Source organism: Shinella sp. HZN7, assembly GCF_001652565.1.
Classification (GTDB): Bacteria; Pseudomonadota; Alphaproteobacteria; order Rhizobiales; family Rhizobiaceae; genus Shinella; species Shinella granuli.
Map to the genome: position 1 here is coordinate 79,530 of NZ_CP015744.1, position 21,263 is coordinate 100,792.

Here is a 21,263-nt window from a genome sequence, read left to right on the forward strand (position 1 = left end):
CCCAGGAAAGACAGAGACCGAGTTGCCGCCATGGATGCCCGTCCGCGCCCCGACAAAGACAACGAAACAGGCTATGCATCGCTCGTACCCGACCCGCGCCGCCGGATGCTGGTCGTCTGCCTGCTGATGACGGGCATCTTCATGGCGGCGCTGGACAACCAGATCGTCTCGACCGCACTGCCGACCATCGTCGGCGAATTCGGCGAGCTGGAGCGGTTCGGCTGGGTGGGCTCGGCCTATCTGCTGGCGACCAGCGCCGTGATGCCGGTCTATGGCAAGCTGGGCGACCTCTTCGGCCGCAAATATGTAATGATGACCGCGATCTTCATCTTCGCGCTGGGCTCGCTGGCCTGCGGCCTTGCCGTTTCGATGAATACGCTCATCGTCGCCCGCGTGCTGCAGGGGCTCGGCGGCGGCGGCATCATGGTCTCGATTTTCTCGATCAATGCCGATCTTTTCGAACCGCGCGTGCGGGCGCGCTACCAGAGCTATTCGAGCCTGATGCTGATGGCGGCCGGCGCGGTCGGCCCCACGCTGGGCGGCGTGCTCTCCGACCTCTTCGGCTGGCGCTCGATCTTTCTCGTCAACCTGCCCATCGGCATCGTCGTGCTCACGGGCCTTGCCCTGATCCTGCCCTATCGCAAGCCGAGCCGCCGGCCGAAGATCGATTTTACCGGGGCAATCCTGCTTGCCGCCGTGGTGTCGAGCGTGGTGCTGTGGGCCGACAGCCGGGAGATCTTCGGTTCGCTCGTCTCCGCCGGAAGCCTTGCCGTCGTCGCTTTCGGCGCGGTCTGCCTGGTTGCGTGGGTCCGTGTCGAGCGCCGCGTTCCCGAGCCGATCGTTCCGCTCGGCCTGTTCCGCAACCAGACCGTCAACCTTCTCCTGGTCGTCTCGCTGGTAAGCGGAGCGATCGGCATCGGTTCGATCAACTATATCGCCCTCTTCCTGCAGACCACCACCGGCCTTTCCCCTTCGCAGGCCGGCCTCCTGTTCATGGCGCTGACGGCCGGCATCGCAGCCGGCTCCCTGACAGCCGGGCGGCTGATCTCGCTGACGGGCCGATACAAGGTCTTTTCCGTCGTCAGCACGGCCGGCGGGCTGGTGACCTTCCTCCTGTTCGCCACCGTCCATCCCGGCACGCCGGTCTACCTGATCGGCCTCTTGATGCTCCTGCAGGGCCTCAGCGTCGGTTTCGGCCAGCAGGTCCCGGTGATCGGGGTGCAGAATGCCGCCAATGCGGCCGATCTCGGCGCCGCCACCGGCGCCGTCACGCTGACCCGCATGGCAGGAGCCTCGATCGCCATCAGCATCTACGGCGCCATGCTCGCCGCCTTCGTCTCCGGACAGGGGCACAGCATTCCCGGCGTCACCAGCATCGAAGGGCTGACCCCGGCGGAACTCGCCGCACTGCCCGAACAGGTCCGCGCGCTGGTTGCGGCCGTCTATACGGACGCCTTCCGGCCCGTGTTCCTCAGCATGGCCGGCATGATCGCGCTGGGCCTGCTGGCCGCGCTTTCCTTGAAGAACGTCCGGCTTCAGGCGACCCCAGCAAAGCCGAATAGCATGGGAAGCGGAACAGCCCCCTGATCGACGGGATCGATGCCATGGGCAAGCCGACGGTCGCGCCGCGCCTGCGACCGTCGGCGTATTTGTGCTTTTTCCGGCCCCGCGAAGGCGCTATTGCTCGATCCGACCAGTCCCGTCGAAGATGGAGGTTTTTCGTGAGCGTCGGCCTGATTGCCCTTCTCGATGATGTCGCGGCGCTTGCCAAGGCGGCGGCGGCCTCGCTGGATGACGTCGCCGCGCAGGCCGGCAAGGCCGGCGCCAAGGCGGCGGGCGTCGTCATCGACGATGCGGCCGTGACGCCGCGCTACGTCACCGGTTTTTCACCCGCGCGGGAACTGCCGATCATCGGCAAGATCGCGCTCGGCTCGCTGAAGAACAAGCTTCTCTTCCTGCTGCCCGCCGCCATCGCGCTCAGCCTCGTCGCGCCCCAGGCGATCACGCCGCTGCTGATGGCCGGCGGCCTCTTCCTTTGCTACGAAGGCGCCGAAAAGATCTACGAACTCATCTCGCCCCATGGCGCCCATCACCATGAGGAGCAGCTCGATCCGGCAGGCGCCGATGCGAAAGCCTTCGAGGACGGCAAAGTCGCCGGTGCCATCCGCACCGATTTCATCCTCTCCGCCGAGATCATGGCGATCACGCTCGCCTCGGTGCCCGATTCCGGCCCCGTCATGCAGGCGCTGATCCTCGCCCTTGTCGGCATCGTCATCACCGCCGGCGTCTATGGCGTCGTCGCGCTGATCGTGAAGGCGGACGATGTGGGCCTCTGGCTTGCCGGCCGCCCCTCGCGCTCGCCGGTCGATACAGCCCTTCGCCTCCTCGGCCATGGTCTCGTCAAGGGCATGCCCTATCTCCTGAAACTGCTCGGCGCGGTCGGTACGGCGGCGATGATCTGGGTCGGCGGCGGCATCCTGGTGCACGGCGCGGAGATATTCGGCTTCTCTGCACCCGGCCACATGCTGCACGACGTCGGCGAGGCCGCCGCGCACGCCGTTCCCACCCTCGGTGGCCTCGTCTCCTGGCTGGTTCAGGCCGCCGGCTCTGGGATCATCGGGCTTGTCGTCGGCGCCGTTTTGATCCCCGTCGTCAGCATGGCCGTTGCGCCGGGCTGGCGCTGGCTGAGCCGCCGGCTCCGCAAGTTGCGCGCGGCCTGACGGCCCTCGCATTCCCGCCCCACTGCCAGTGGAGACCGGAGCGGACTCGATCAGGAGGACACCATGGCAGGACATCGCATTTATTCCATCAGCGTCGCCAGCGTTTATCCCCACTATGTCGCGAAGGCGGAGAAGAAAGGCCGCACGAAGGCGGAGGTCGACGAGATCATCTGCTGGTTGACCGGATACAGCCTCGCGGCTTTCAACGATCAACTGGCACGGAAAACCAGCTTCGAGGATTTTTTTGCCCGGGCACCCGCAATGAATCCGGCGCGATCCGCGATAAAGGGCACGGTCTGCGGCGTCCGCGTCGAGGAGATCGAGGAGCCGACCATGCGGGAGATCCGCTACCTCGACAAGCTGGTCGACGAACTTGCGAAAGGCAAGGCGATGGAAAAGATCCTGCGGGCCTGATCTGTGGCGCCGGCCGCTCATCCTCTCGGGGCGAGGCCGCCCAGCGGGAAGGCGAAGCCTTTCCTGAAGGCGCCGTCCCAAAGCTCGCCCGGGTGGTCCGCCTCCGCCGCGCCGGCTTTCGACAGCCCCCTGCCGAGCAGGTCCAGGCGGAGAAGGGAATGCCGGCAAGCCGGCATTCCTCGGCGAAACGGCCTCAGTGGGTGGCGCCCGATCCGCCGGCGGCAACGATCGCAAAGGGCTGGCCCTCGACGGCGATGGTGCGCGTCTCCTTCAGCGTCTCCGGATCGACGAGACGCACGAGACCCTTGCGCGGGTCGGTGACGGCAATGTGATCGCCGGCAACCGCCAGACGCGGGCGCGGGTCGCGCCAATGCCCGTCCTTGCTGTAGGGTTCGGTGACGGTTTCGGACTTGGTGATCGCGCCGTCCACGACGTCCAGCAGATGGAGCTTGCCGTCTTCGGTCAGGATATAGCCGTTGCGCGGCCTGGCGGGATCGAGGATGAAATCGACCCGCCGCAGCGGCAGTTCGACCAGGCGGTAGGGCTCCCTGGCGTCCGCATCGATGAGCACGACCTTGTCTTCGCCGTAGTTCCCCAGGAAGAACTGCATGGACGTGCCGCCGAGCAGGGTGGAGACCTTGCCCTCCGGCAGCGTGTCGCCATAGGCGAGCATGTCGAGCTTCGGACCGTCCAGGCCGCCCGGGCGGGCGACAAGCACGCCCTCCGCGCAGCCGAAAGCCACCAGCCGCGCCGAGGTCGCTTCGCCGTGCAGCCCCGTGCAGGTCGCGACGTCGCCCACCTGCTTTCCGTCCCCGTCCAGCACGCGCAGGCCAAGACGGGGCGGCAGTTCGCCCTCCTTCACCGCCGCTTCCATGTCCGGCACGGAAACGAGCAGATGATTGCCCATCGGGACGGCGACGCCGTGGTGCGCTGCTATCGTGTCATAGGGTTTCAGGTCCGCCTTGCCTTCCAGAAGCGCACTTTCCTTGACGAGATCAAACTTGCCGCCGCGGTCGTAGAAGATCGCGAGATCATCGCCATGGGCCACCACATGGCCGGGCTTCTCGCCGCTGATGGTCGTGGCAAGGAGTCTTGGCTCCCTGACCTCGATATCGCGATGTTCGCCGTGGTCCGAAAGCACAATGCCGGTGTCGATCGCGTGGATCACATTCTGATCGCCCTGGACAGCGAAGACGGTGCGTCCCGTCTCACTCAGGGAAAGGGCCGCATAGCCCTTCAGGTCAAAGCGGCCGATTTCCTTATCCGTGCCCAGATCGATGGCGCGAACCACGGGCTGCGTGTGATCGGCGACGAACAGCCGCCATGTCGCGCGCGGCTCCTCGTCCGCATGGACGGCCATTGGAAGGGCGAGGGTCGCGAGGACGGTGGTGGCGAGAAGGACGCCGGAACCGGAGCGGGGCATATGATCTCCTATTAATGTAATAACGTAACATAGTTTTGTTATAGCGTTACATTCCGATTGTCCAGTGTCCGTGGCGGCATCAGGAAGGCTCCTGCCAGTCCAGCGGCCGCTTGAGTTATGCCCGCAGGTCTCATCCGGCCACGATATGCTCCAGCAGGCGGCAGGCGAGGGATCGAGCGACCGGGATCGTTGAGTGGAGCAGCAGGCGGCGTATCACCAGAGCGTGCGCAGCCGAATGCAGTTGGCCGGCAGCGCCGGGCCGCGATCTCCGGAAGAGGACCGACACCAGCGGCCATGGCCACCAGACGGCAGATCGCCGCGAATGTCCGCGAGGGATCGGGCAGCCACCCGGCAACCATCCGCCGCGGCCCTTGTCCGCCTCTTGCTGCGGGTCGTGGCGGGAGCAGGCTTAGCGCGCCTGTGGCGGCACGACGTGGCGGCGGTTGATGCTTGCCGGGCGGCCCTCGATCGAGAGAGCGGTCTCGCGCTTTTCGCGCTCGGCCACGACCTTGCCCTTCGAGACGACGCAGAGTCGTTCGGCGCGCAGGCGCACTGCCTCGATGGGATTGCCCGCATCGAGCACGACGAGGCTTGCCGATTTGCCGACGGCGAGGCCGAGATGGTCGAGGCCCATGATCTCGGCATTGACCCGCGTCACCATGTCGAAGCAGGCGCGCATGTCCGCGGGCGAGGACATCTGGGCGACGTGCAGCCCCATGAAGGCGACATCCAGCATGTCGGCGGTGCCGAGCGAGTACCAGGGGTCGAGCACGCAGTCCTGGCCCCAGCCGACACGGATGCCGGCCTTCAGCATCTCGGGCACGCGCGTCATGCCGCGGCGCTTCGGATAGGTGTCGTGGCGACCCTGCAGCATGATGTTGATGAGCGGGTTAGGGATCGCCGACACGCCCGCCTCGGCAATCAGCGGCAGCAGCTTGGAGACGTAGTAATTGTCCATCGAATGCATCGAGGTGAGATGCGAGCCCGCCACCCGGCCCTGCAGGCCGAGCCGCTGGGCCTCGTAGGCCAGTTGCTCGATATGGCGGGACAGCGGATCGTCCGTCTCGTCGCAGTGCAGGTCCACCATCAGGCCGCGCTCGGCCGCGATCTCGCAAAGCTCGGTGACCGACCGCGTGCCGTCCGCCATGGTGCGCTCGAAATGCGGGATGCCGCCGACGACATCGACACCCATGTCGAGGGCACGAATGGTGTTCTCGCGGGCATTGGGCGAGCGGTAGAGGCCATCCTGCGGGAAGGCGACGAGCTGGAGGTCGATATAGGGGGCGATCTCCTTCTTCACCTCGAGCAGGGCTTCCACCGCCAGCAGGCGATCGTCGCAGGTATCGACATGGGTGCGGATGGCGAGCAGACCCATGGAAACCGCCCAGTCGCAATAGGCAAGCGCGCGCTCCCTGACGGCCTCGTGCGTCAGGAGCGGCTTGAGCTCGCCCCAGAGCGCAATGCCTTCGAGCAGCGTGCCCGAGGCGTTGATGCGCGGCAGGCCGTAGGAGAGCGTCGCATCCATATGAAAATGCGGGTCGACGAAGGGCTGGCTGACAAGGTTGCCCGACGCGTCGACGACACGGCCGGCGGCGGCGTCGAGCCGCGGCTCGATCGCGGCGATCGTCTCGCCCTTGATGCCGATATCGGCGACGGTTCCATCGGGCAGCGTGCCGCCCTTGACGATCAGGTCGAAGCTCATCTTTCGCCTTTCTGGTACGGTATCATCAAAGCCTTGGGATAGCTGGCGCGGCGCGCCACCAGGATCAGCGCCAGGATCGACAGCGCATAGGGCATCATCAGGAAGACCTGGTAGGGCACGATGCCGCCCGATATCTGCTGCAGGCGGATCTGATAGGCGTCGAAGGCGGCGAACAGGATAGCGCCGACCAGCGCCTTGCCCGGCCGCCACGAACCGAAGACGACGAGCGCGATGCAGATCCAGCCGCGACCATTGATCATCTGGAAGAAGAACGAGTTGAATGCCGACATGGTGAGGAAGGCGCCACCGACCGCCATCAGCGCACTGCCGACGACGACGGCGCCCATGCGGATGCCGGTGACCGAGATGCCCTGCGCTTCCACGGCGGACGGGTTTTCGCCCGCCGCGCGCACGGCAAGGCCGACGGGCGTGCGATAGAGCACCCAGGTGACCAGGATAACGGCCAGGAAGGCAAGGTAGGTCAGCGGCGTCTGCGTGAACAGCGCCTCGCCGAGCACGGGGATATTCGAGAGGCCCGGGATCGCCAGCGGCTGGAACGGCTCGATCTTCGGCGGCGACGTCACTTCCGGCAGCACTAGGCGATAGGTGAAATAGGTGAAGCTGGTCGCCAGCAGCGTGACGCCGATACCGACGACATGCTGCGACAGGCCGAGCGGCACGGTAAGCGTGGCGTGCAGCAGGCCGAACAGGGCGCCGGCAAGGGCGGCCACCAGCACGCCGGCCCACAGGTCGCCGCCGCTATAGACGGTGAACCAGCCGGCGAAGGCGCCGACGGTCATGATGCCCTCGATGCCGAGATTGAGCACGCCGGCCCGCTCGCAGATCAGTTCACCCATGGTCGCGAAGATCAGCGGCGAGGCGATGCGGATGACGGCGACCCAGAAGGAGGCGGTGAAGAGGATTTCAAACGCGTCCATCATCACCTCCACCTGATCCTGTAGCGCGTCAGAAGGATCGCCACCACCATGGTCAAAAGCGAGGTGGCCACCATGACGTCGGCGATGTAGCTCGGAACCTTGGCGGCGCGGCTCATCGCATCGGCGCCGACGAAGATGCCCGCGACGAAGATGGCCGAGGCGATGACGCCGAGCGGATTGAGCATCGCCAGCATGGCGACGACGATGCCGGTATAGCCATAACCGGCCGACAGATCGAGCGTCAGGTTACCCTTGAGGCCGGACACTTCGGAAAAGCCCGCAAGCGCGGCCAGCCCGCCGGAGAGCAACGCCGTCTTCATCAGCACGAGGTTGACCGGGATGCCGACGAAACGCGCGCCTTCGGGATTGTGGCCGACGGCGCGCATCTCGTAGCCGAGCTTGGTCTTCTTCGTGATGATCCACACCACGATGGCCGCGATGATTGCGATGACGAAGCCGAGATGCAGGCGCTTGCCCTGGATGAGGCGCGGCAGTTGCGCCTCCGCGACGACCTTCTGGGATTGCGGCCAGCCCAGCCCCATCGGATCCTTCAGCACGCCCTCCAGCAGCATCGACACGAAGAGCAGGACGATGAAGTTCAAGAGCAGCGTGGTGACCACCTCGTCGACGCCGAAGCGCGTCTTCAGCACGGCGGGGCCGAGCAGCAGCAGCGCGCCGGCCGCCATCGCCGCGGCCATGAGCACGGGGATCAGGATGACCGAGGGCAGGGGCAGGGCACCGGTTCCGAGCACCACGGTGACCACGCCGCCGATATAGAGCTGCGCCTCGGCGCCGATGTTCCAGAGCTTGGCGCGGAAGGCGACGGCGACGGCAAGGCCCGTGAAGATCAGTGGCGTCGCGCGGGTCAGGGTTTCCAAGAGCGCGAATTGCGAGCCGGCCGCACCCTTGGCGACGAGATAGAACACCGAGAGCGGCGAGGCGCCGGCGGCCAGGACCAGAAGCGAGACCAACAGCAGCGTGGCGACGACGGCCGCCAGCGGGAACAGGAGGGTGACCGCCAGCGTCGGCGCGGGTTTCGGCTCAAGCCGCATCGCTGCGCTCCCCGCTGTGGCCGGCCATCAGTTCCCCCAGTTCGCGAATGCTGCGTTCGCCGCGTGCGGAGGGGGTCGACAGGCGTCCCTTGGACATGACGATGATGCGGTCGGACAAGGCCAGGATTTCCTCAAGGTCTTCCGAAATCAGCAGCACGGCCGCGCCCCGTTCCCGCGCTGCGAGCAGCATGCGATGGACGTAGGCGACGGCGCCGACATCGAGGCCGCGCGTCGGCTGGCTGGCGAGAATGACCGCCGGCTCCGGATCAAGCGCACGGCCCAGGATGAGCTTCTGCATGTTGCCGCCCGACAACAGGCGTATGCGCGCCTCGGGCGAGGGACACTTCACATCATAGTCGGCGATGATCTTCTCGGCGAAGCGACGGGCGGCCTTCCAGTCGAGAAAACCCATGCGGCTGAAGCGCGGGCTGCCGTAGCGCTCGGCGATCACATTCTCGGTGACGCTCATGTCGCCGATGGTGCCGACGGCATGGCGGTCTTCCGGTATGCGCGCCACGCCGTGGTCGAGCGCGACGCGTGGCGACCAGCCGGCAACCTCCCGCCCGGCGACGGAAATGCGGCCGCCGGTGGCGCGCTGGGTGCCGGCGATAAGCGCGGCAAGGGCCGCCTGGCCATTGCCGGAAACACCCGCAAGGCCGGTGATCTCGCCGGCCCTGAGGGTGAGCGACACGTCGTCGAGTGCAGCCCCGTTATAGGGCGCGGTGGAGACGCCTTCGAGCTCCAAGAGCGGCGCCCCGACAGTGGCCGGACTGACCTCCGCCGGCTTCACCTCCTGGCCGACCATGAGGGCGGCCAGTTCCTTGCGATCGGTCGATGCCGTTTCGCGTTCGCCGGCAAGCCGGCCCGCACGCAGCACCAGCACGCGATCGCTGACGGCCATCACCTCGTGCAGCTTGTGGGAGATGAAGATGATCGACAGGCCCTTGGCGACAAGCAGCTTCAACGTTCGAAACAGCGCATCGGTCTCGGCCGGGGTCAGAACGGCGGTCGGCTCGTCGAGGATCAGGATGCGGGCGTCGCGATAGAGCGCCTTGAGGATCTCGACACGCTGGCGTTCGCCGACCGAAAGCGTGGAGACGGTGGCCGCGGGATCGACGGCCAGGCCGAAGTCGGCGGAGAGCTGCGCGATGCGCTGCCGCGCCAGCGTTCTGTCGAGCCGGGCACGCCAGAGGCTTTGCGTGCCCAGCGCGATGTTCTCCTGCACCGTCATGTTGTCGGCCAGGGTGAAATGCTGGTGCACCATGCCGATGCCGGCATCGAGCGCGGCACGCGGATCGCCCGGCGGCAGCGGCTCGCCAAAGGCCTCCACGGTTCCCGCGTCGGCGACATAGTGGCCGAAGAGAATGTTCATCAGCGTCGTCTTGCCGGCGCCGTTCTCTCCGAGCAGCGCAATGACCTCGCCGCGCTTCAGGTCGAAGGAAATGTCGTCGTTGGCCCTCAGCGGACCGAAACGCTTGCTGATACCGGAAAGACGGAGGACGGGTGTATCGGACACGTTGGCGACCGGGAAAGGACTTTGAGGGCAGGGTTGCTCTGCTCGCAGGGAGAAGTGGCCGCAGCAAGGGAAATATCCTCATGCCGCCAGCCATTTCTCCCCGCGATCGTCAGAACGTGGAAGGCTAGCTCGATTTCGGCTCTGCGTCGTTGATCTCGACGGTGAACGAACCGTCCTTGATCGCCTTTTCCTTCTCGGCGATCCTGGCCTTCACGTCGTCGGGAACCTTGCTGTCGAAGGTGCCGAGCGGCGCGAGCGAACAGCCGCCGTTCTTCATGAAGGAATAGACGCCATAGTCGTCCGCCTTGAAGGCGCCGGCCTTCACTTCCGCGATCGCCTTGTCCAGCGTCGGCTCGAAATGCCACAGCGCGGAGGCGACCACGGTCTCCGGATAGTCCGCCTGGGTATCGATGACATTGCCGATGGCCAGGACGTTCTTTTCCTTCGCCGCATCGGACACGCCGAAACGTTCGGCATAGAGCAGGTCCGCACCGCCATCGATCTGGGCGAAGGCGGTTTCCTTGGCCTTGGGCGGATCGAACCACGAGCCGATGAAGGCGATCTGGAACCTGGCGTCCGGGGACACTTCCTTCACGCCGGCCATGAAGGCGTTCATCAGGCGGTTGACCTCCGGGATCGGATAGCCGCCGACCATGCCGATATTCTTCGACTTGGTCATCGCGCCGGCGACGAGGCCGGAAAGATAGGAGGCATCCTGGATATAGTTGTCGAAGACCGAGAAGTTCGGCACGGCGGCATCGGGCTTGAAGCTCGAGCCCATCAGGAAGGCGACGTCGGGATAATCCTTGGCGACGGCACGGGCGGCGTCCTCCACGCCGAAGACCTCTCCCAGGATCAGCTTGTGGCCGGCCTCGCAATATTCGCGCATGACGCGCTCGTAGTCGTTGTTGGCGGTGTTCTCCGAATAGACATATTCGATGTCCCCGCGCTCCTTGGCGGCATTGGCCGCCTTGTGGATGCGGCTGACCCACTGCTGCTCGACCGGCACGGTATAGATGGCCGCGACCTTGAGCGGGTCGGCGGCGAGCACGCGGCCCGGCAGGCCCGCGGCAGCGACCGCAGCAGACGCGCCGGCGGCCTTGATCAGGGTTCTTCTGGAAATGCCGAAATTGAACGGATTGCGATGCATTCGATTCCCCTCTGGCTTATCGCGCAATTCATTGAAAAGCGTCTTTTTTTACCACTTGGTCAACATAGGGGAAATCGCTCGCTGCGGCAATCGGGCGCGGCCGAAAGTTCACGGGCGCGTGTTCCGGCGCACCCGTCGAGTTGGGAGCGAATATACGTTCAGGCTGGCGGCGATCCGCTTATTTTCCGGTGAAGGTCGGCGTGCGTTTCTCGATGAAGGCGGCCATGCCCTCCTTCTGGTCCGCCGTTGCGAACAGGGCGTGGAAGAGCCGCCGCTCGAAGGCGATCCCGTCGCGCAGGCCCGTTTCGAGCGCGCGGTCCACGGCCTCGCGGGCGGCTATCACCGCCGCCTTTCCATAGGTGGCGATCGTCGCGGCGGCGGCGAGCGTCTCCTCCATCAGCCTGTCGGCCGCGATCACGCGGGAAACGAGGCCCGCGCGTTCCGCTTCCGCCGCATCCATCATCCGGCCGGTGAGGATGAGATCCATCGCCTTCGCCTTGCCGACGAGCTTCGTCAGCCGCTGCGTGCCGCCCATGCCGGGGATCACGCCGAGCTTGATCTCGGGCTGACCGAACATGGCGGTGTCGGCAGCGAAGATCATGTCGCACATCATGGCAAGCTCGCAGCCGCCGCCGAGCGCATAACCGGAGACCGCGGCGATCTTCGGCGTGCGCAGCGCGGCGAAACGCTCCCAGGCGGCGAAGAAGTCCTCGCTGTACATCTCGGCAAAGGTCTTGTCCGCCATCTCCTTGATGTCGGCACCGGCGGCAAAGGCCTTTTCCGAGCCGCGGACGACGAAGCAGCCGACGCCGGGGTCGCGGTCGAGCACGGCAAGGTCATCGGCCAAGGCCAGCATGATTTCGGAATTCAGCGCGTTGCGAGCCGCCGGCCGGTTCAGCGTGACGATGACGACGCGGCCCTGCCGCTCGACGATAACAGGTTGTTCCACCGCAGCCACTCCCTCGATGATCGATGCCATGCCGGCTATTCCGTGTCCGTCTTGTTCCGTAACATGGTGATGATGGCGGAAAAATCCTTGTCGCCGAACCCGTCGTCGGCAAAGCGCTGATAGAGCGCTGCCGCCCTGGCGCCGAGCGGCGTCATCGCGCCGGCATCCGCCGCCGCGGCCTGCGAAAGCTTCAGGTCCTTCAGCATCAGCGCCGCGGCGAAGCCGGGTTCGTATTCGTGATTGGCCGGCGAGGTCGGGACAGGCCCCGGCACCGGGCAATAGGTCGTCAGCGACCAGCATTGGCCCGACGAGACGGAGGCGACGTCGAACAGCGCCTGATGCGTGAGGCCGAGCCGTTCGCCGAGCACGAAGGCCTCGCCCACGGCGATCATGCTGATGCCGAGGATCATGTTGTTGCAGATCTTCGCCGCCTGGCCGGCGGAGGCGCCGCCGCAATGGATGATCTTCCTGCCCATCGCTTCAAAGACGGCTTTCGCACCGGCAAAGACATCGGCATCGCCGCCCACCATGAAGGTGAGCGTACCGGCCGAAGCGCCGCCCGTCCCGCCGGAGACGGGCGCGTCGAGCGCCGGGCAGCCATGTGCCTCGGCCAGCGCATGCGCCTTGCGGGCGCTGGCCATGTCGATCGTCGAGCAGTCGATGAGCAGCGTGCCCGAGGGAACGATGGCGACCAGTTCCTGCCAGACGGAAAGCACATGGGTGCCGGCCGGCAGCATGGTGATTACGATGCCCGCGCCGGAAACGGTCTCCGCGACCGAGGCCGCGGTCGAGACCCCGTTCTGCCGGGCCAGTTCCAGCGAGGCGGGCGCAAGGTCGAACCCGCGCACGCTGTAGCCAGCTTTCACGAGGTTTGCGGCCATCGGGCCGCCCATATGGCCAAGGCCGATGAATGCGACGGGGCTCATAAGCGTTCTCCTTTCCCTGCATCCGCGGCAAAGAGCGGGCCTGCCGACGGCTCGAAGAAGACGGCGACATCCTCGGCGGTGACCTCGTCCAGCCGCGCCGGGCGCCATTGCGGATTGCGATCCTTGTCGACGACCGCGGCCCGGACACCCTCGTAGAAATCATGGCTGCGCAGCACGGCCGCCGTGGCGGCGAACTCCCGTTCCAGGCAGGCTTCGAGCGACGCCTCCGCGCGTCCGAGACGGAGCAGGCGCAATGTCACCTTCAGGCTGAGCGGCGATTTCGTCCGCAGAACACCGCGTGTCCTCTCGGCGAACTCCGACCCATCCTGCGCGAGCGCATCCAGAACTTCCTCGATCGTGTCGAAGGCGAAGAGGCGGTCGATTAATGGCTTTTGTCCCGCCACCTGCGCCGGTGGCGGCGCAACCGCAAAGGCGCCAACCGCCGCCGAGACATCGGCCCGCGTGGCGGAAGCCGGCAGGCGGGACAGCCTTTCGGCCAGGTCCGCCATTCGATCCGAAGGCACATGGCTGTCGGCAAGGCCGAAGGCGATGGCGTCGGCGGCCGCAAGCGGTTCGCCCGTCAATCCGGCATAGGTGCCGAGTTCGTTGTTCCGGCGCGTGAGGAACCACGACGCACCGACATCCGGGAAGAAGCCGATGCCCGTCTCGGGCATGGCAAGCCGCGTGCGTTCGGTGACGATGCGGTGGCTGGCATAGACCGAAACGCCGACGCCGCCGCCCATGACGATGCCGTCCATGAAGGCGACGAAGGGTTTTTGCAGCCGGTTCAGGCGTGCGTTCAGGCGGTATTCCTCGCGCCAGAAATCGACGGGCTCCCGGGAGCCCGCCTTGCCGCCGTCATAGATCATGCGGATATCGCCACCGGCGCAAAGCCCGCGTTCGCCCTCGCCGGTGATAAGCACCGCGGCGATCCCGGGATCGGCTTCGAACGTGTCCAGCGCCTCCTCGATGTCGCGGACCATCGAGAGCGTCAGGCTGTTGAGCGCCTTCGGCCGGTTGAGCCGGATGCGGCCGAGCGTGCCGGTGCGGTCAATCAGGGTCTGCGGGTCAGATGTGGAGGGCATGGCCGAGGGCTTTCAATGCGGCTTCCTGCAAGCCTTCGCTGCGGGTCGGGTGGGCGTGGATGGTGCCGGCGATGTCCTCCAGCCGCGCGCCCATTTCGAGCGCCAGCGAGAAGGCGCTGGAAAGCTCCGACACACCGGCCCCGACCGCCTGCAGGCCAAGCACCAGGTTCGTATCCGCGCGCGCCACGGCGCGGACAAAGCCGTCTTCCGACTGGGTCGTCATGGCGCGGCCGTTGGCATTGAAGGGGAAGAGGCCGACGCGGATCTCGTAGCCGTGCGCCCGGGCCTCGTCCGGCGATAGGCCGGCGGTGACGATCTCGGGATCGGTGAAGCAGACGGCGGGAATGGCGCGCTTGTCCCAGGTGCGCTTGCGGCCGGCGACGATCTCCGCGACCATCTCGCCCTGCGCCATGGCGCGATGCGCCAGCATCGGCTCGCCGGTGACGTCGCCGATGGCGTAGACACCGCGCATGGAGGTACGGCAGCGCTCGTCGATGCGGATGAAGCGGCCGGCACGGTCGAGGTCGAGCTCTTCAAGGCCCCAGCCCTCGGTGCGCGGCCTGCGGCCGACGGTGACGAGCACCTTGTCCGCGGCAATGCGCTTTTCCGCGCCGGACGCGGTCTCGATCACCAGCGCTTCGCCGGAATAGCCCTTCGCCCTGACGCCGGTCAGCACGCTGACGCCAAGGTCGGCGAGGCGCTTTGCGACCGGCTTGACGAGCTCGGCATCGTATTGCGGCAGGATCTGCGACATGGCCTCGACCACGGTCACTTCAGAGCCAAGCTTGGCGAAGGCCGTGCCGAGTTCGAGGCCGATATAGCCGCCGCCCACGACGGCGAGCCTTTGCGGCACGCTTTGCAGCGACAACGCCCCGGTGGAGGAGAGGATCGCGCCGCCGAAGGGCAGCACCGGCAGTTCGACGGGCTCGGAGCCGGTGGCGATGACGACCGTCTCGGCGCGGATGAGCTGGGTGCCGGTCTCCGTCTCCACCTCCACGGTCTTGCCGTCGCGGAACCGCGCATCGCCATGCACGATCTTCACCTTGGCCTTGCGCAAGAGGCCGAGCACGCCGCTGTTCAGCCGGCCGACGATGCCGTCCTTCCAGCGGATGGTCTGGGCAAGGTCCAGTTTTGGCGCCTCGACCGTGATGCCGAGCGCGTTGGGGCCTGTCATGTGGCGCACCGTGTCGAACTCCTCCGCGGCATGGATCAGCGCCTTGGAGGGGATGCAGCCGACATTGAGGCAGGTGCCGCCGGCCTTTGCCTTCTCGACGATGACCGTATCGACGCCGAGCTGTCCGGCGCGGATGGCACAAATGTAGCCGCCGGGACCGGCACCGATGACGAGGAGCTTGCAGACGATCTCTTTCATGTCATCAGCCTTCGATGAAGATCAGGGCGGGAGTTTCGAGCAGGGCCTTGATGCGCTGGACAAACACCGCCGCATCCCAGCCGTCGACGATCCGGTGGTCGAAGCTCGACGACAGGTTCATCATCTTGCGCGGGATGAACTGGGTGCCGTCCCAGACCGGCCGCGTCATGATCTTGTTGACGCCGACGATCGCCACTTCCGGATGGTTGATGATCGGCGTCGTGACGATGCCGCCGAGCGCGCCGAGCGAGGTGATGGTGATGGTGGAGCCGGAAAGTTCTTCACGCGCGGCCGTGCCGTTGCGGGCGGCATCGGCGAGGCGCGTGAGTTCGGCGGCGCTGTCCCAGATCGAGCGCGCCTCGGCATGCCGCACGACCGGCACCGTCAGGCCGGCCGGCGTCTGCGTGGCAATGCCGATATGGACGGCGCTGTGGCGGGTGACGATGCCGGCATCGTCATCGAAGGTGGCGTTGACGCCGGGCTGCTCACCGAGCGTCTTGACCAGCGCCCGCATCAGGAAGGGCAGGATGGTCAGTTTCGGCTGGTCGGGCTTGCGGCCGGCATTCATCGTCGCGCGCAGGTCTTCGAGATCGGTGACATCCACCTCCTCGACATAGGTGATGTGGGGAATGCGCGTGGCGGCGAGCCGCATCTTTTCCGCGATGCGACGGCGCAGGCCCGTGACCTTGATCTCCTCCGTGGCGGTCTTGCGGGCAAGGCCCGCCGCAACGGCGACGGGCTGGGCGCCCCGCGCAATGAACTGGTCAAGGTCGTCATGGGTGATACGGCCGGCCGGGCCGCTGCCCGCCACCTGCCTGAGATCGACGCCCGCCTCCTGCGCGCGCAGCCGCACGGCAGGCGAGGCAAGCGGTCTTGTCTCCGCCGTCGAGGCTTTCCCCTTCTCCCTCTCGGGAGAAGGTGGCCTGAAGGGCCGGATGAGGGGGATGGCTCCTTCGGTGCGGGCGGCTCCTTCCGAGAGGGCGGAGAAACCCCCTCATCCGCCCGAAGCCTGTCCTCAGGCTCGCCTCCGGCGAGACCTTCTCCCCGCTGGAGGGAAGGGAGAGGCTGCCGCCCCTCCTCCGTCACGCTCTCATTGTCGCCCCCACCCTCACCCGCAACTTCGATGCGCAGCAGCGGCGCTTTCACAGCCACCGTATCGCCGATCTCGGCGCCGAGCCAGAGCACGGTACCGTTGACCGGCGAGGGAATCTCCACCGTCGCCTTGTCAGTCATCACGGCGGCGAGCACCATGTCCTCGCGCACCGGATCGCCCGGCTTGACGTGCCATTCGACCAGCTCGGCCTCGGCCACACCCTCGCCCACATCGGGCATCTTGATGACGAACTCGCCCATCCCTCAGCCCTCCATCACTTCTTTCAGCGCCCGGCCGACGCGGGCGGGTCCCGGAAAATAGTCCCATTCCTGCGCATGCGGATAGGGCGTGTCCCAGCCCGTCACGCGCACCACCGGCGCTTCCAGGCTGTAAAAGCAGTGCTCCTGCACCAGCGACACGACCTCCGCGCCGAAGCCGGAGGTCAGCGTCGCCTCGTGCACGACGACGCAGCGGCCGGTCTTCTTCACCGACTGGACGATGGTGTCGAGATCGAGCGGCAACAGGCTGCGCAGGTCGATCACCTCGGCGTCGATCCCCGTCTCCTCGGCCGCCGCGAGCGCCACATGCACCATCGTGCCATAGGCGACGACGGTGACGGCACTGCCGGACCGGCGGATCTCGGCCTTGCCGATGGGGATCGTGTAGTGCCCCTCCGGCACCTCGCCGAGGTCGTGCTTCGACCAGGGCGTGACCGGCCTTTCGTGATGGCCGTCGAAGGGACCGTTGTAGAGGCGTTTCGGTTCGAGGAACATCACCGGGTCCGGATCCTCGATGGCCGCGATCAGCAGGCCCTTGGCGTCATAGGGGTTGGAGGGCACGACCACCTTCAGCCCGCAGACATGGGTGAAGAGCGCTTCCGGGCTCTGGCTGTGGGTCTGGCCACCGAAAATGCCGCCGCCGGTCGGCATGCGCACGACGATGGGGCAGGTGAAATCGCCGTTGGAGCGGTAGCGGATACGCGCCGCCTCCTGGGTGATCTGGTCATAGGCCGGATACATATAGTCGGCGAACTGGATCTCGACGCAGGGTTTCAGGCCATAGGCCGCCATGCCGATGGCCGTGCCGAGGATGCCGGATTCGTTGATCGGCGCGTCGAAGCAGCGCGTCTTGCCGTATTTCGCCTGCAACCCCTGCGTCGCGCGGAAAACGCCGCCGAAATAGCCGACATCCTCGCCGAAGACGACGACATCTTCGTCGCGTCCCATCGAGACATCCATGGCGCTACGCACGGCCTCGATCATCGTCATTCTTGCCATGTCAGTATCCTGCCTTCTGCCTCTGGCGGCGGATATGGGCGGGCATCTCTGCATAGACGCCCTCGAAGATATCGCGCACCGAGGGTTTTCCGCCGGCATGCAGCGTGCCGTGGCTTTCGGCCTGCTTCTGCGCCTGGATCACCTCGTCGAGGATCTCCGCCTCGGCCTGGGTATGGCGCTCCTCCGACCAGACGCCGCGCACGATCAGGTGCTTCTTCAGCCTGAGGACGGGATCGCCGAGCGGCCAGGCTTCGGATTCGGTCTTCGGGCGATAGGCGCTCGGATCGTCCGAGGTGGAATGGGCGCCGACGCGGTAGGTGACATATTCGATCAGCGTCGGGCCGAGATTGCGCCGCGCCCGCTCGGCCGCCCATTTGGCGACGGCGTAGACCGCGAGGTAATCGTTGCCGTCGACGCGTAGTGCCGGAATTCCGAAGCCGAGGCCGCGGGCGGCAAAGGTGCCCGAGCCGCCGCGGGCGATGCCCTGGAAGGTCGAGATGGCCCACTGGTTATTGACGATGTTGAGGATGACGGGGGCCTTGTAGGTGGAGGCGAAGACGAGAGCGGAGTGGAAGTCGGATTCGGCGGTCGAGCCGTCACCGATCCAGGCGGCCGCGATCTTCGTGTCCTTCTTGATGGCGGACGCCATGGCCCAGCCGACGGCCTGCACATATTGCGTGGCGAGGTTGCCGGAGATGGTGAAGAAGCCGTGCGCCTTGGAGGAATACATGATCGGCAATTGCCGGCCGCGCAGCGGATCGGCCTCGTTCGAGTAGATCTGGTTCATCATCTCGACCATCGGGTAGTCGTCGGCGATGAGCAGCCCCGCCTGCCGGTAGGTCGGGAAGTTCATGTCGCCCTTGTCAAGCGCCTTGCGGAAGGCGGAGGAGACCGCCTCCTCGCCGAGATGCTGCATGTAGAAGGAGGTCTTTCCCTGCCGCTGCGCCATCAGCATGCGGGCGTCGAAGGCGCGCAGCTTCATCATGTTGCGCAGGCCCGTCAGCAGCTCCTCGTCGGAAAGCAGCCCGGCCCAGGGACCGACCGCCTCGCCGTCGCGGTTGAGCACGCGGATGATCGAATAGGCGAGATCGCGGATGTCCTCCGGCGCCGCGTCGACCGGCGGGCGCGGCACCGACCCGGCCTTGGCGATCTTGACGTTGGAGAAATCCGGCTCGCCGCCCGGCCGGACCGCCGGCTCGGGGACGTGCAGGCTCAGATGCGGAACCTCGGTCATGCCCTGTCATACCTCCCTATCGGCCATACCAACCGCTCTCCCCGCGGCGGGCACGGCCCAAACACTACAGATTGCGCGCGATGACGATGCGCTGGACGTCGCTCGTTCCCTCGTAAATCTGGCAGATGCGCACATCGCGGTAGATGCGTTCGACCGGATAATCCGACATGTAGCCATAGCCGCCATGGATCTGGATCGCGTCGGAGCAGACCTTTTCCGCCATTTCCGATGCGAACAGCTTTGCCATCGAGGCTTCGGTGAGGCAGGGCAGGCCCTCCTCCTTCAACTGGGCAGCGTGCAGCACCATCTGGCGGGCCACCTCGATCTGCGTCGCCATGTCGGCAAGGCGGAAGGCGACGGCCTGATGGTCGATGATCGGCACACCGAAGGCGGTGCGCTCGCGGGCATAGTCACGCGCCGCCTCGAAGGCCGCCCGCGCCATGCCGACGGATTGCGATGCGATGCCGATACGCCCGCCTTCGAGGTTCGAAAGCGCGATCCGGTAGCCTTCGCCCTCCGCGCCGAGCCTGTTCTCCACCGGAATGCGCATGGCGTTGAAGGCGATCTGGCACGTGTCGGAGGAATGCAGGCCCATCTTCTCTTCCACGCGCACGACCTCGTAGCCGGGCGTATCGGTCGGCACGAGAAAGGCGGAAATGCCCTTCTTGCCGGCATCGGGATCGGTGACGGCGAAGACGATGATGAGGTTGCCGTTCTTGCCCGAGGTGATGAACTGTTTTGCGCCGTCGATGACATAATGATCGCCGTCGCGGCGGGCGCGGGTTTTCAGGTTCGAAGCATCGGAGCCGGCCTGCGGCTCGGTCAGCGCAAAGCCGCCGATCCATCCCCCGGAGGCCAGCTTCGGCAGGAAGCGTTCTTTCTGCTCCTCCGTGCCGTATTTCAGGATGGGCACGCAGCCGACGGAACTGTGCACGCTCATGATGGTCGAACAGGGGCCGTCGCCCGCAGCGATCTCTTCCAACGCCACGGCATAGGCGACCGCGCCCGTCTCCGAGCCACCATAGGTTTCCGGCACCAGCATGCCGAGGAAGCCGAGTTCACCCATCTCCTTCAGTTCCTCGCGCGGGAAGCGGCTCTCCGCGTCACGCCCGGCCGCGCCCGGCGCCAGCCGCTCGCGGGCGAAATCGCGCGCCATGTCGCGGATCTGGGTCTGCTGTTCCGTCAGGATCATGTCCGGCCTCCTCCCGAAACCGCTCAGTGCCGTTCGATCGCCACCGCCGTCGCCTCGCCGCCGCCGATGCAGAGCGTCGCCATGCCGCGCTTCAGATCGTAGCGCTCCAGCGCGGCCAGCAGCGTGACGAGCACGCGCGCACCGGAAGCACCGATGGGATGGCCGAGCGCGCAGGCGCCGCCATGCACATTCACCTTGTCATGCGGCAGGTCGAGGTCGCGCATCGCCGCCATGGCGACGACGGCGAAAGCCTCGTTGATCTCGAACAGGTCTACATCGCCAAGTGCCCAGCCGGTGCGTTCGCCGAGCTTTTTGAGCGCCCCGATCGGCGCGGTCGCGAAGAGATTGGGCGCCTGCGCATGCGTGGCATGGCCGACAATGGTGGCGAGCGGGCGAAAACCCTCGCGCTCCGCCTGGGAGCGGCGCATCAGCACCAGCGCCGCCGCACCGTCGGAGATGGAGGAGGCGTTCGCCGCCGTCACCGTGCCGCTCTCGCGGAAGGCCGGCTTCAGCGTCGGGATCTTCTCCAGCTTCGCCTTGCCGGGCTGCTCGTCTCGGCTGACGACCGTTTCCGACCGCCCTGCCTTCACGGTCACCGGAACGATCTCGGCGTCGAAGGCGCCGCTCTCGATGGCATTTCGGGCGCGGGTGAGCGAGGTGACGGCGTAATCGTCCTGGGCGGGGCGGGTGAACTGGTAGGCCTCGGCGCAATCCTCGGCAAAGGTGCCCATCAGGCGGCCCTTGTCATAGGCGTCTTCCAGCCCGTCGAGGAACATGTGGTCGATGACCCGGCCATGGCCGAGCCGGTAGCCGCCGCGCGCCCGGTCGAGCAGGTAGGGTGCATTGGTCATGCTCTCCATGCCGCCGGCGACGGCAATCGAGGCGCTGCCGGCGGCGATGAGGTCATGCGCCAGCATGACGGCCTTCATGCCCGAGCCGCACATCTTGTTGACGGTGGTGGCCCCGGCGGCGAAGGGCAGGCCCGCGCCGATGGCGGCCTGGCGGGCAGGCGCCTGCCCCTGGCCCGCCGGCAGCACGCAGCCGAACACCGTCTCCTCGACGATCTCAGGGCTGACGCCGCTGCGCTCCAGCGCCGCGCGGATCGCGGCAGCGCCGAGTTCCGGCGCGGTGGCATCCTTGAGGTCGCCCTGGAAGCCGCCCATAGGGGTGCGGGCGGAGCCGACGATGACGATGGGATCCTGCAACATCATAAACCTCCC

General features: G+C 66.4%; 17 protein-coding genes and 1 pseudogene. 3 read left to right on the forward strand and 15 right to left on the reverse strand.

Annotated features, from left to right (window positions below):
* The first annotated feature begins 30 nt into the window (after positions 1 to 30).
* The 3 genes from shn_RS32625 (at position 31) to shn_RS32635 (ending at position 3,134) form a co-directional block, all read left to right on the forward strand.
* Positions 31 to 1,587 carry an MDR family MFS transporter gene (locus shn_RS32625; RefSeq protein WP_064334599.1) on the forward strand — a complete coding sequence of 519 codons (1,557 nt, stop codon included), beginning with the start codon at positions 31 to 33 and terminating at the stop codon, positions 1,585 to 1,587.
* Positions 1,588 to 1,721: 134 nt separating this feature from the next.
* Positions 1,722 to 2,720: a DUF808 domain-containing protein gene (locus tag shn_RS32630; RefSeq protein WP_064334600.1), complete on the forward strand. Its 999-nt coding sequence runs from the start codon at positions 1,722 to 1,724 to the stop codon at positions 2,718 to 2,720.
* A 63-nt stretch (positions 2,721 to 2,783) separates the two neighbouring features.
* Positions 2,784 to 3,134, forward strand: coding sequence for a DUF2200 domain-containing protein (locus tag shn_RS32635; RefSeq protein WP_064334601.1), 351 nt, complete (start codon positions 2,784 to 2,786; stop codon positions 3,132 to 3,134).
* Between the two features lie 193 nt (positions 3,135 to 3,327).
* Here the strand turns inward: shn_RS32635 and aztD are convergent, their stop codons facing one another.
* The 15 genes and pseudogenes from aztD to shn_RS32710 form a co-directional block, all read right to left on the reverse strand.
* Positions 3,328 to 4,557 carry a zinc metallochaperone AztD gene (aztD, locus tag shn_RS32640; protein WP_064334602.1) on the reverse strand — a complete coding sequence of 410 codons (1,230 nt, stop codon included), beginning with the start codon at positions 4,555 to 4,557 and terminating at the stop codon, positions 3,328 to 3,330.
* Positions 4,558 to 4,966: 409 nt separating this feature from the next.
* Entirely contained in the window at positions 4,967 to 6,259 is a 1,293-nt protein-coding gene (locus shn_RS32645; RefSeq protein WP_064334603.1) for an amidohydrolase family protein, read from the reverse strand.
* Positions 6,256 to 7,197: an ABC transporter permease gene (locus tag shn_RS32650; protein WP_064334604.1), complete on the reverse strand. Its 942-nt coding sequence runs from the start codon at positions 7,195 to 7,197 to the stop codon at positions 6,256 to 6,258. Before shn_RS32650 ends, shn_RS32645 begins: the two co-directional genes overlap by 4 nt.
* Before the next feature lie 2 nt (positions 7,198 to 7,199).
* Positions 7,200 to 8,249, reverse strand: coding sequence for an ABC transporter permease (locus shn_RS32655; protein WP_064334605.1), 1,050 nt, complete (start codon positions 8,247 to 8,249; stop codon positions 7,200 to 7,202).
* Positions 8,239 to 9,765 carry an ABC transporter ATP-binding protein gene (locus shn_RS32660; protein ID WP_064334606.1) on the reverse strand — a complete coding sequence of 509 codons (1,527 nt, stop codon included), beginning with the start codon at positions 9,763 to 9,765 and terminating at the stop codon, positions 8,239 to 8,241. Before shn_RS32660 ends, shn_RS32655 begins: the two co-directional genes overlap by 11 nt.
* Before the next feature lie 124 nt (positions 9,766 to 9,889).
* Entirely contained in the window at positions 9,890 to 10,915 is a 1,026-nt protein-coding gene (locus shn_RS32665; RefSeq protein WP_064334607.1) for a BMP family protein, read from the reverse strand.
* A gap of 178 nt (positions 10,916 to 11,093) precedes the next feature.
* Entirely contained in the window at positions 11,094 to 11,894 is an 801-nt protein-coding gene (locus tag shn_RS32670; RefSeq protein WP_064334608.1) for an enoyl-CoA hydratase, read from the reverse strand.
* 5 nt (positions 11,895 to 11,899) lie between these two features.
* Positions 11,900 to 12,790, reverse strand: coding sequence for a 3-hydroxyisobutyrate dehydrogenase (gene mmsB / locus shn_RS32675; protein WP_064334609.1), 891 nt, complete (start codon positions 12,788 to 12,790; stop codon positions 11,900 to 11,902).
* Positions 12,787 to 13,875 (reverse strand): enoyl-CoA hydratase/isomerase family protein, encoded by a 1,089-nt coding sequence (locus shn_RS32680; RefSeq protein ID WP_064334610.1) that lies wholly within the window; start codon positions 13,873 to 13,875, stop codon positions 12,787 to 12,789. Before shn_RS32680 ends, mmsB begins: the two co-directional genes overlap by 4 nt.
* A complete protein-coding gene (gene lpdA / locus shn_RS32685) occupies positions 13,859 to 15,247 on the reverse strand; it encodes a dihydrolipoyl dehydrogenase (protein ID WP_064334611.1) in 1,389 nt (462 codons plus the stop codon). The genes shn_RS32680 and lpdA overlap by 17 nt, the downstream gene beginning before the upstream one ends.
* 4 nt (positions 15,248 to 15,251) lie before the next feature.
* Positions 15,252 to 16,600, reverse strand: a pseudogene (locus shn_RS32690) (dihydrolipoamide acetyltransferase family protein).
* 3 nt (positions 16,601 to 16,603) lie between these two features.
* Positions 16,604 to 17,617 (reverse strand): alpha-ketoacid dehydrogenase subunit beta, encoded by a 1,014-nt coding sequence (locus tag shn_RS32695; RefSeq protein WP_064334612.1) that lies wholly within the window; start codon positions 17,615 to 17,617, stop codon positions 16,604 to 16,606.
* A gap of 1 nt (position 17,618) precedes the next feature.
* Positions 17,619 to 18,851: a 3-methyl-2-oxobutanoate dehydrogenase (2-methylpropanoyl-transferring) subunit alpha gene (locus shn_RS32700; protein ID WP_064334613.1), complete on the reverse strand. Its 1,233-nt coding sequence runs from the start codon at positions 18,849 to 18,851 to the stop codon at positions 17,619 to 17,621.
* 64 nt (positions 18,852 to 18,915) lie between these two features.
* Positions 18,916 to 20,043 (reverse strand): acyl-CoA dehydrogenase family protein, encoded by a 1,128-nt coding sequence (locus shn_RS32705; RefSeq protein ID WP_064334614.1) that lies wholly within the window; start codon positions 20,041 to 20,043, stop codon positions 18,916 to 18,918.
* Positions 20,044 to 20,066: 23 nt separating this feature from the next.
* Complete coding sequence (locus shn_RS32710) at positions 20,067 to 21,254, reverse strand: acetyl-CoA C-acyltransferase (protein WP_064334615.1); 1,188 nt, start codon at positions 21,252 to 21,254, stop codon at positions 20,067 to 20,069.
* Positions 21,255 to 21,263: the final 9 nt, after the last annotated feature.

Coding starts and splice junctions, on each gene's coding strand:
- shn_RS32625 (WP_064334599.1), top strand. CDS start 31: ATGGATGCCCGTCCGCGCCCCGACAAAGACAACGAAACAGGCTATGCA.
- shn_RS32635 (WP_064334601.1), top strand. CDS start 2,784: ATGGCAGGACATCGCATTTATTCCATCAGCGTCGCCAGCGTTTATCCC.
- aztD (WP_064334602.1), bottom strand. CDS start 4,557: ATGCCCCGCTCCGGTTCCGGCGTCCTTCTCGCCACCACCGTCCTCGCG.
- shn_RS32645 (WP_064334603.1), bottom strand. CDS start 6,259: ATGAGCTTCGACCTGATCGTCAAGGGCGGCACGCTGCCCGATGGAACC.
- shn_RS32650 (WP_064334604.1), bottom strand. CDS start 7,197: ATGGACGCGTTTGAAATCCTCTTCACCGCCTCCTTCTGGGTCGCCGTC.
- shn_RS32655 (WP_064334605.1), bottom strand. CDS start 8,249: ATGCGGCTTGAGCCGAAACCCGCGCCGACGCTGGCGGTCACCCTCCTG.
- shn_RS32665 (WP_064334607.1), bottom strand. CDS start 10,915: ATGCATCGCAATCCGTTCAATTTCGGCATTTCCAGAAGAACCCTGATC.
- shn_RS32670 (WP_064334608.1), bottom strand. CDS start 11,894: ATGGCATCGATCATCGAGGGAGTGGCTGCGGTGGAACAACCTGTTATC.
- mmsB (WP_064334609.1), bottom strand. CDS start 12,790: ATGAGCCCCGTCGCATTCATCGGCCTTGGCCATATGGGCGGCCCGATG.
- shn_RS32680 (WP_064334610.1), bottom strand. CDS start 13,875: ATGCCCTCCACATCTGACCCGCAGACCCTGATTGACCGCACCGGCACG.
- lpdA (WP_064334611.1), bottom strand. CDS start 15,247: ATGAAAGAGATCGTCTGCAAGCTCCTCGTCATCGGTGCCGGTCCCGGC.
- shn_RS32695 (WP_064334612.1), bottom strand. CDS start 17,617: ATGGCAAGAATGACGATGATCGAGGCCGTGCGTAGCGCCATGGATGTC.
- shn_RS32700 (WP_064334613.1), bottom strand. CDS start 18,851: ATGACCGAGGTTCCGCATCTGAGCCTGCACGTCCCCGAGCCGGCGGTC.
- shn_RS32705 (WP_064334614.1), bottom strand. CDS start 20,043: ATGATCCTGACGGAACAGCAGACCCAGATCCGCGACATGGCGCGCGAT.
- shn_RS32710 (WP_064334615.1), bottom strand. CDS start 21,254: ATGATGTTGCAGGATCCCATCGTCATCGTCGGCTCCGCCCGCACCCCT.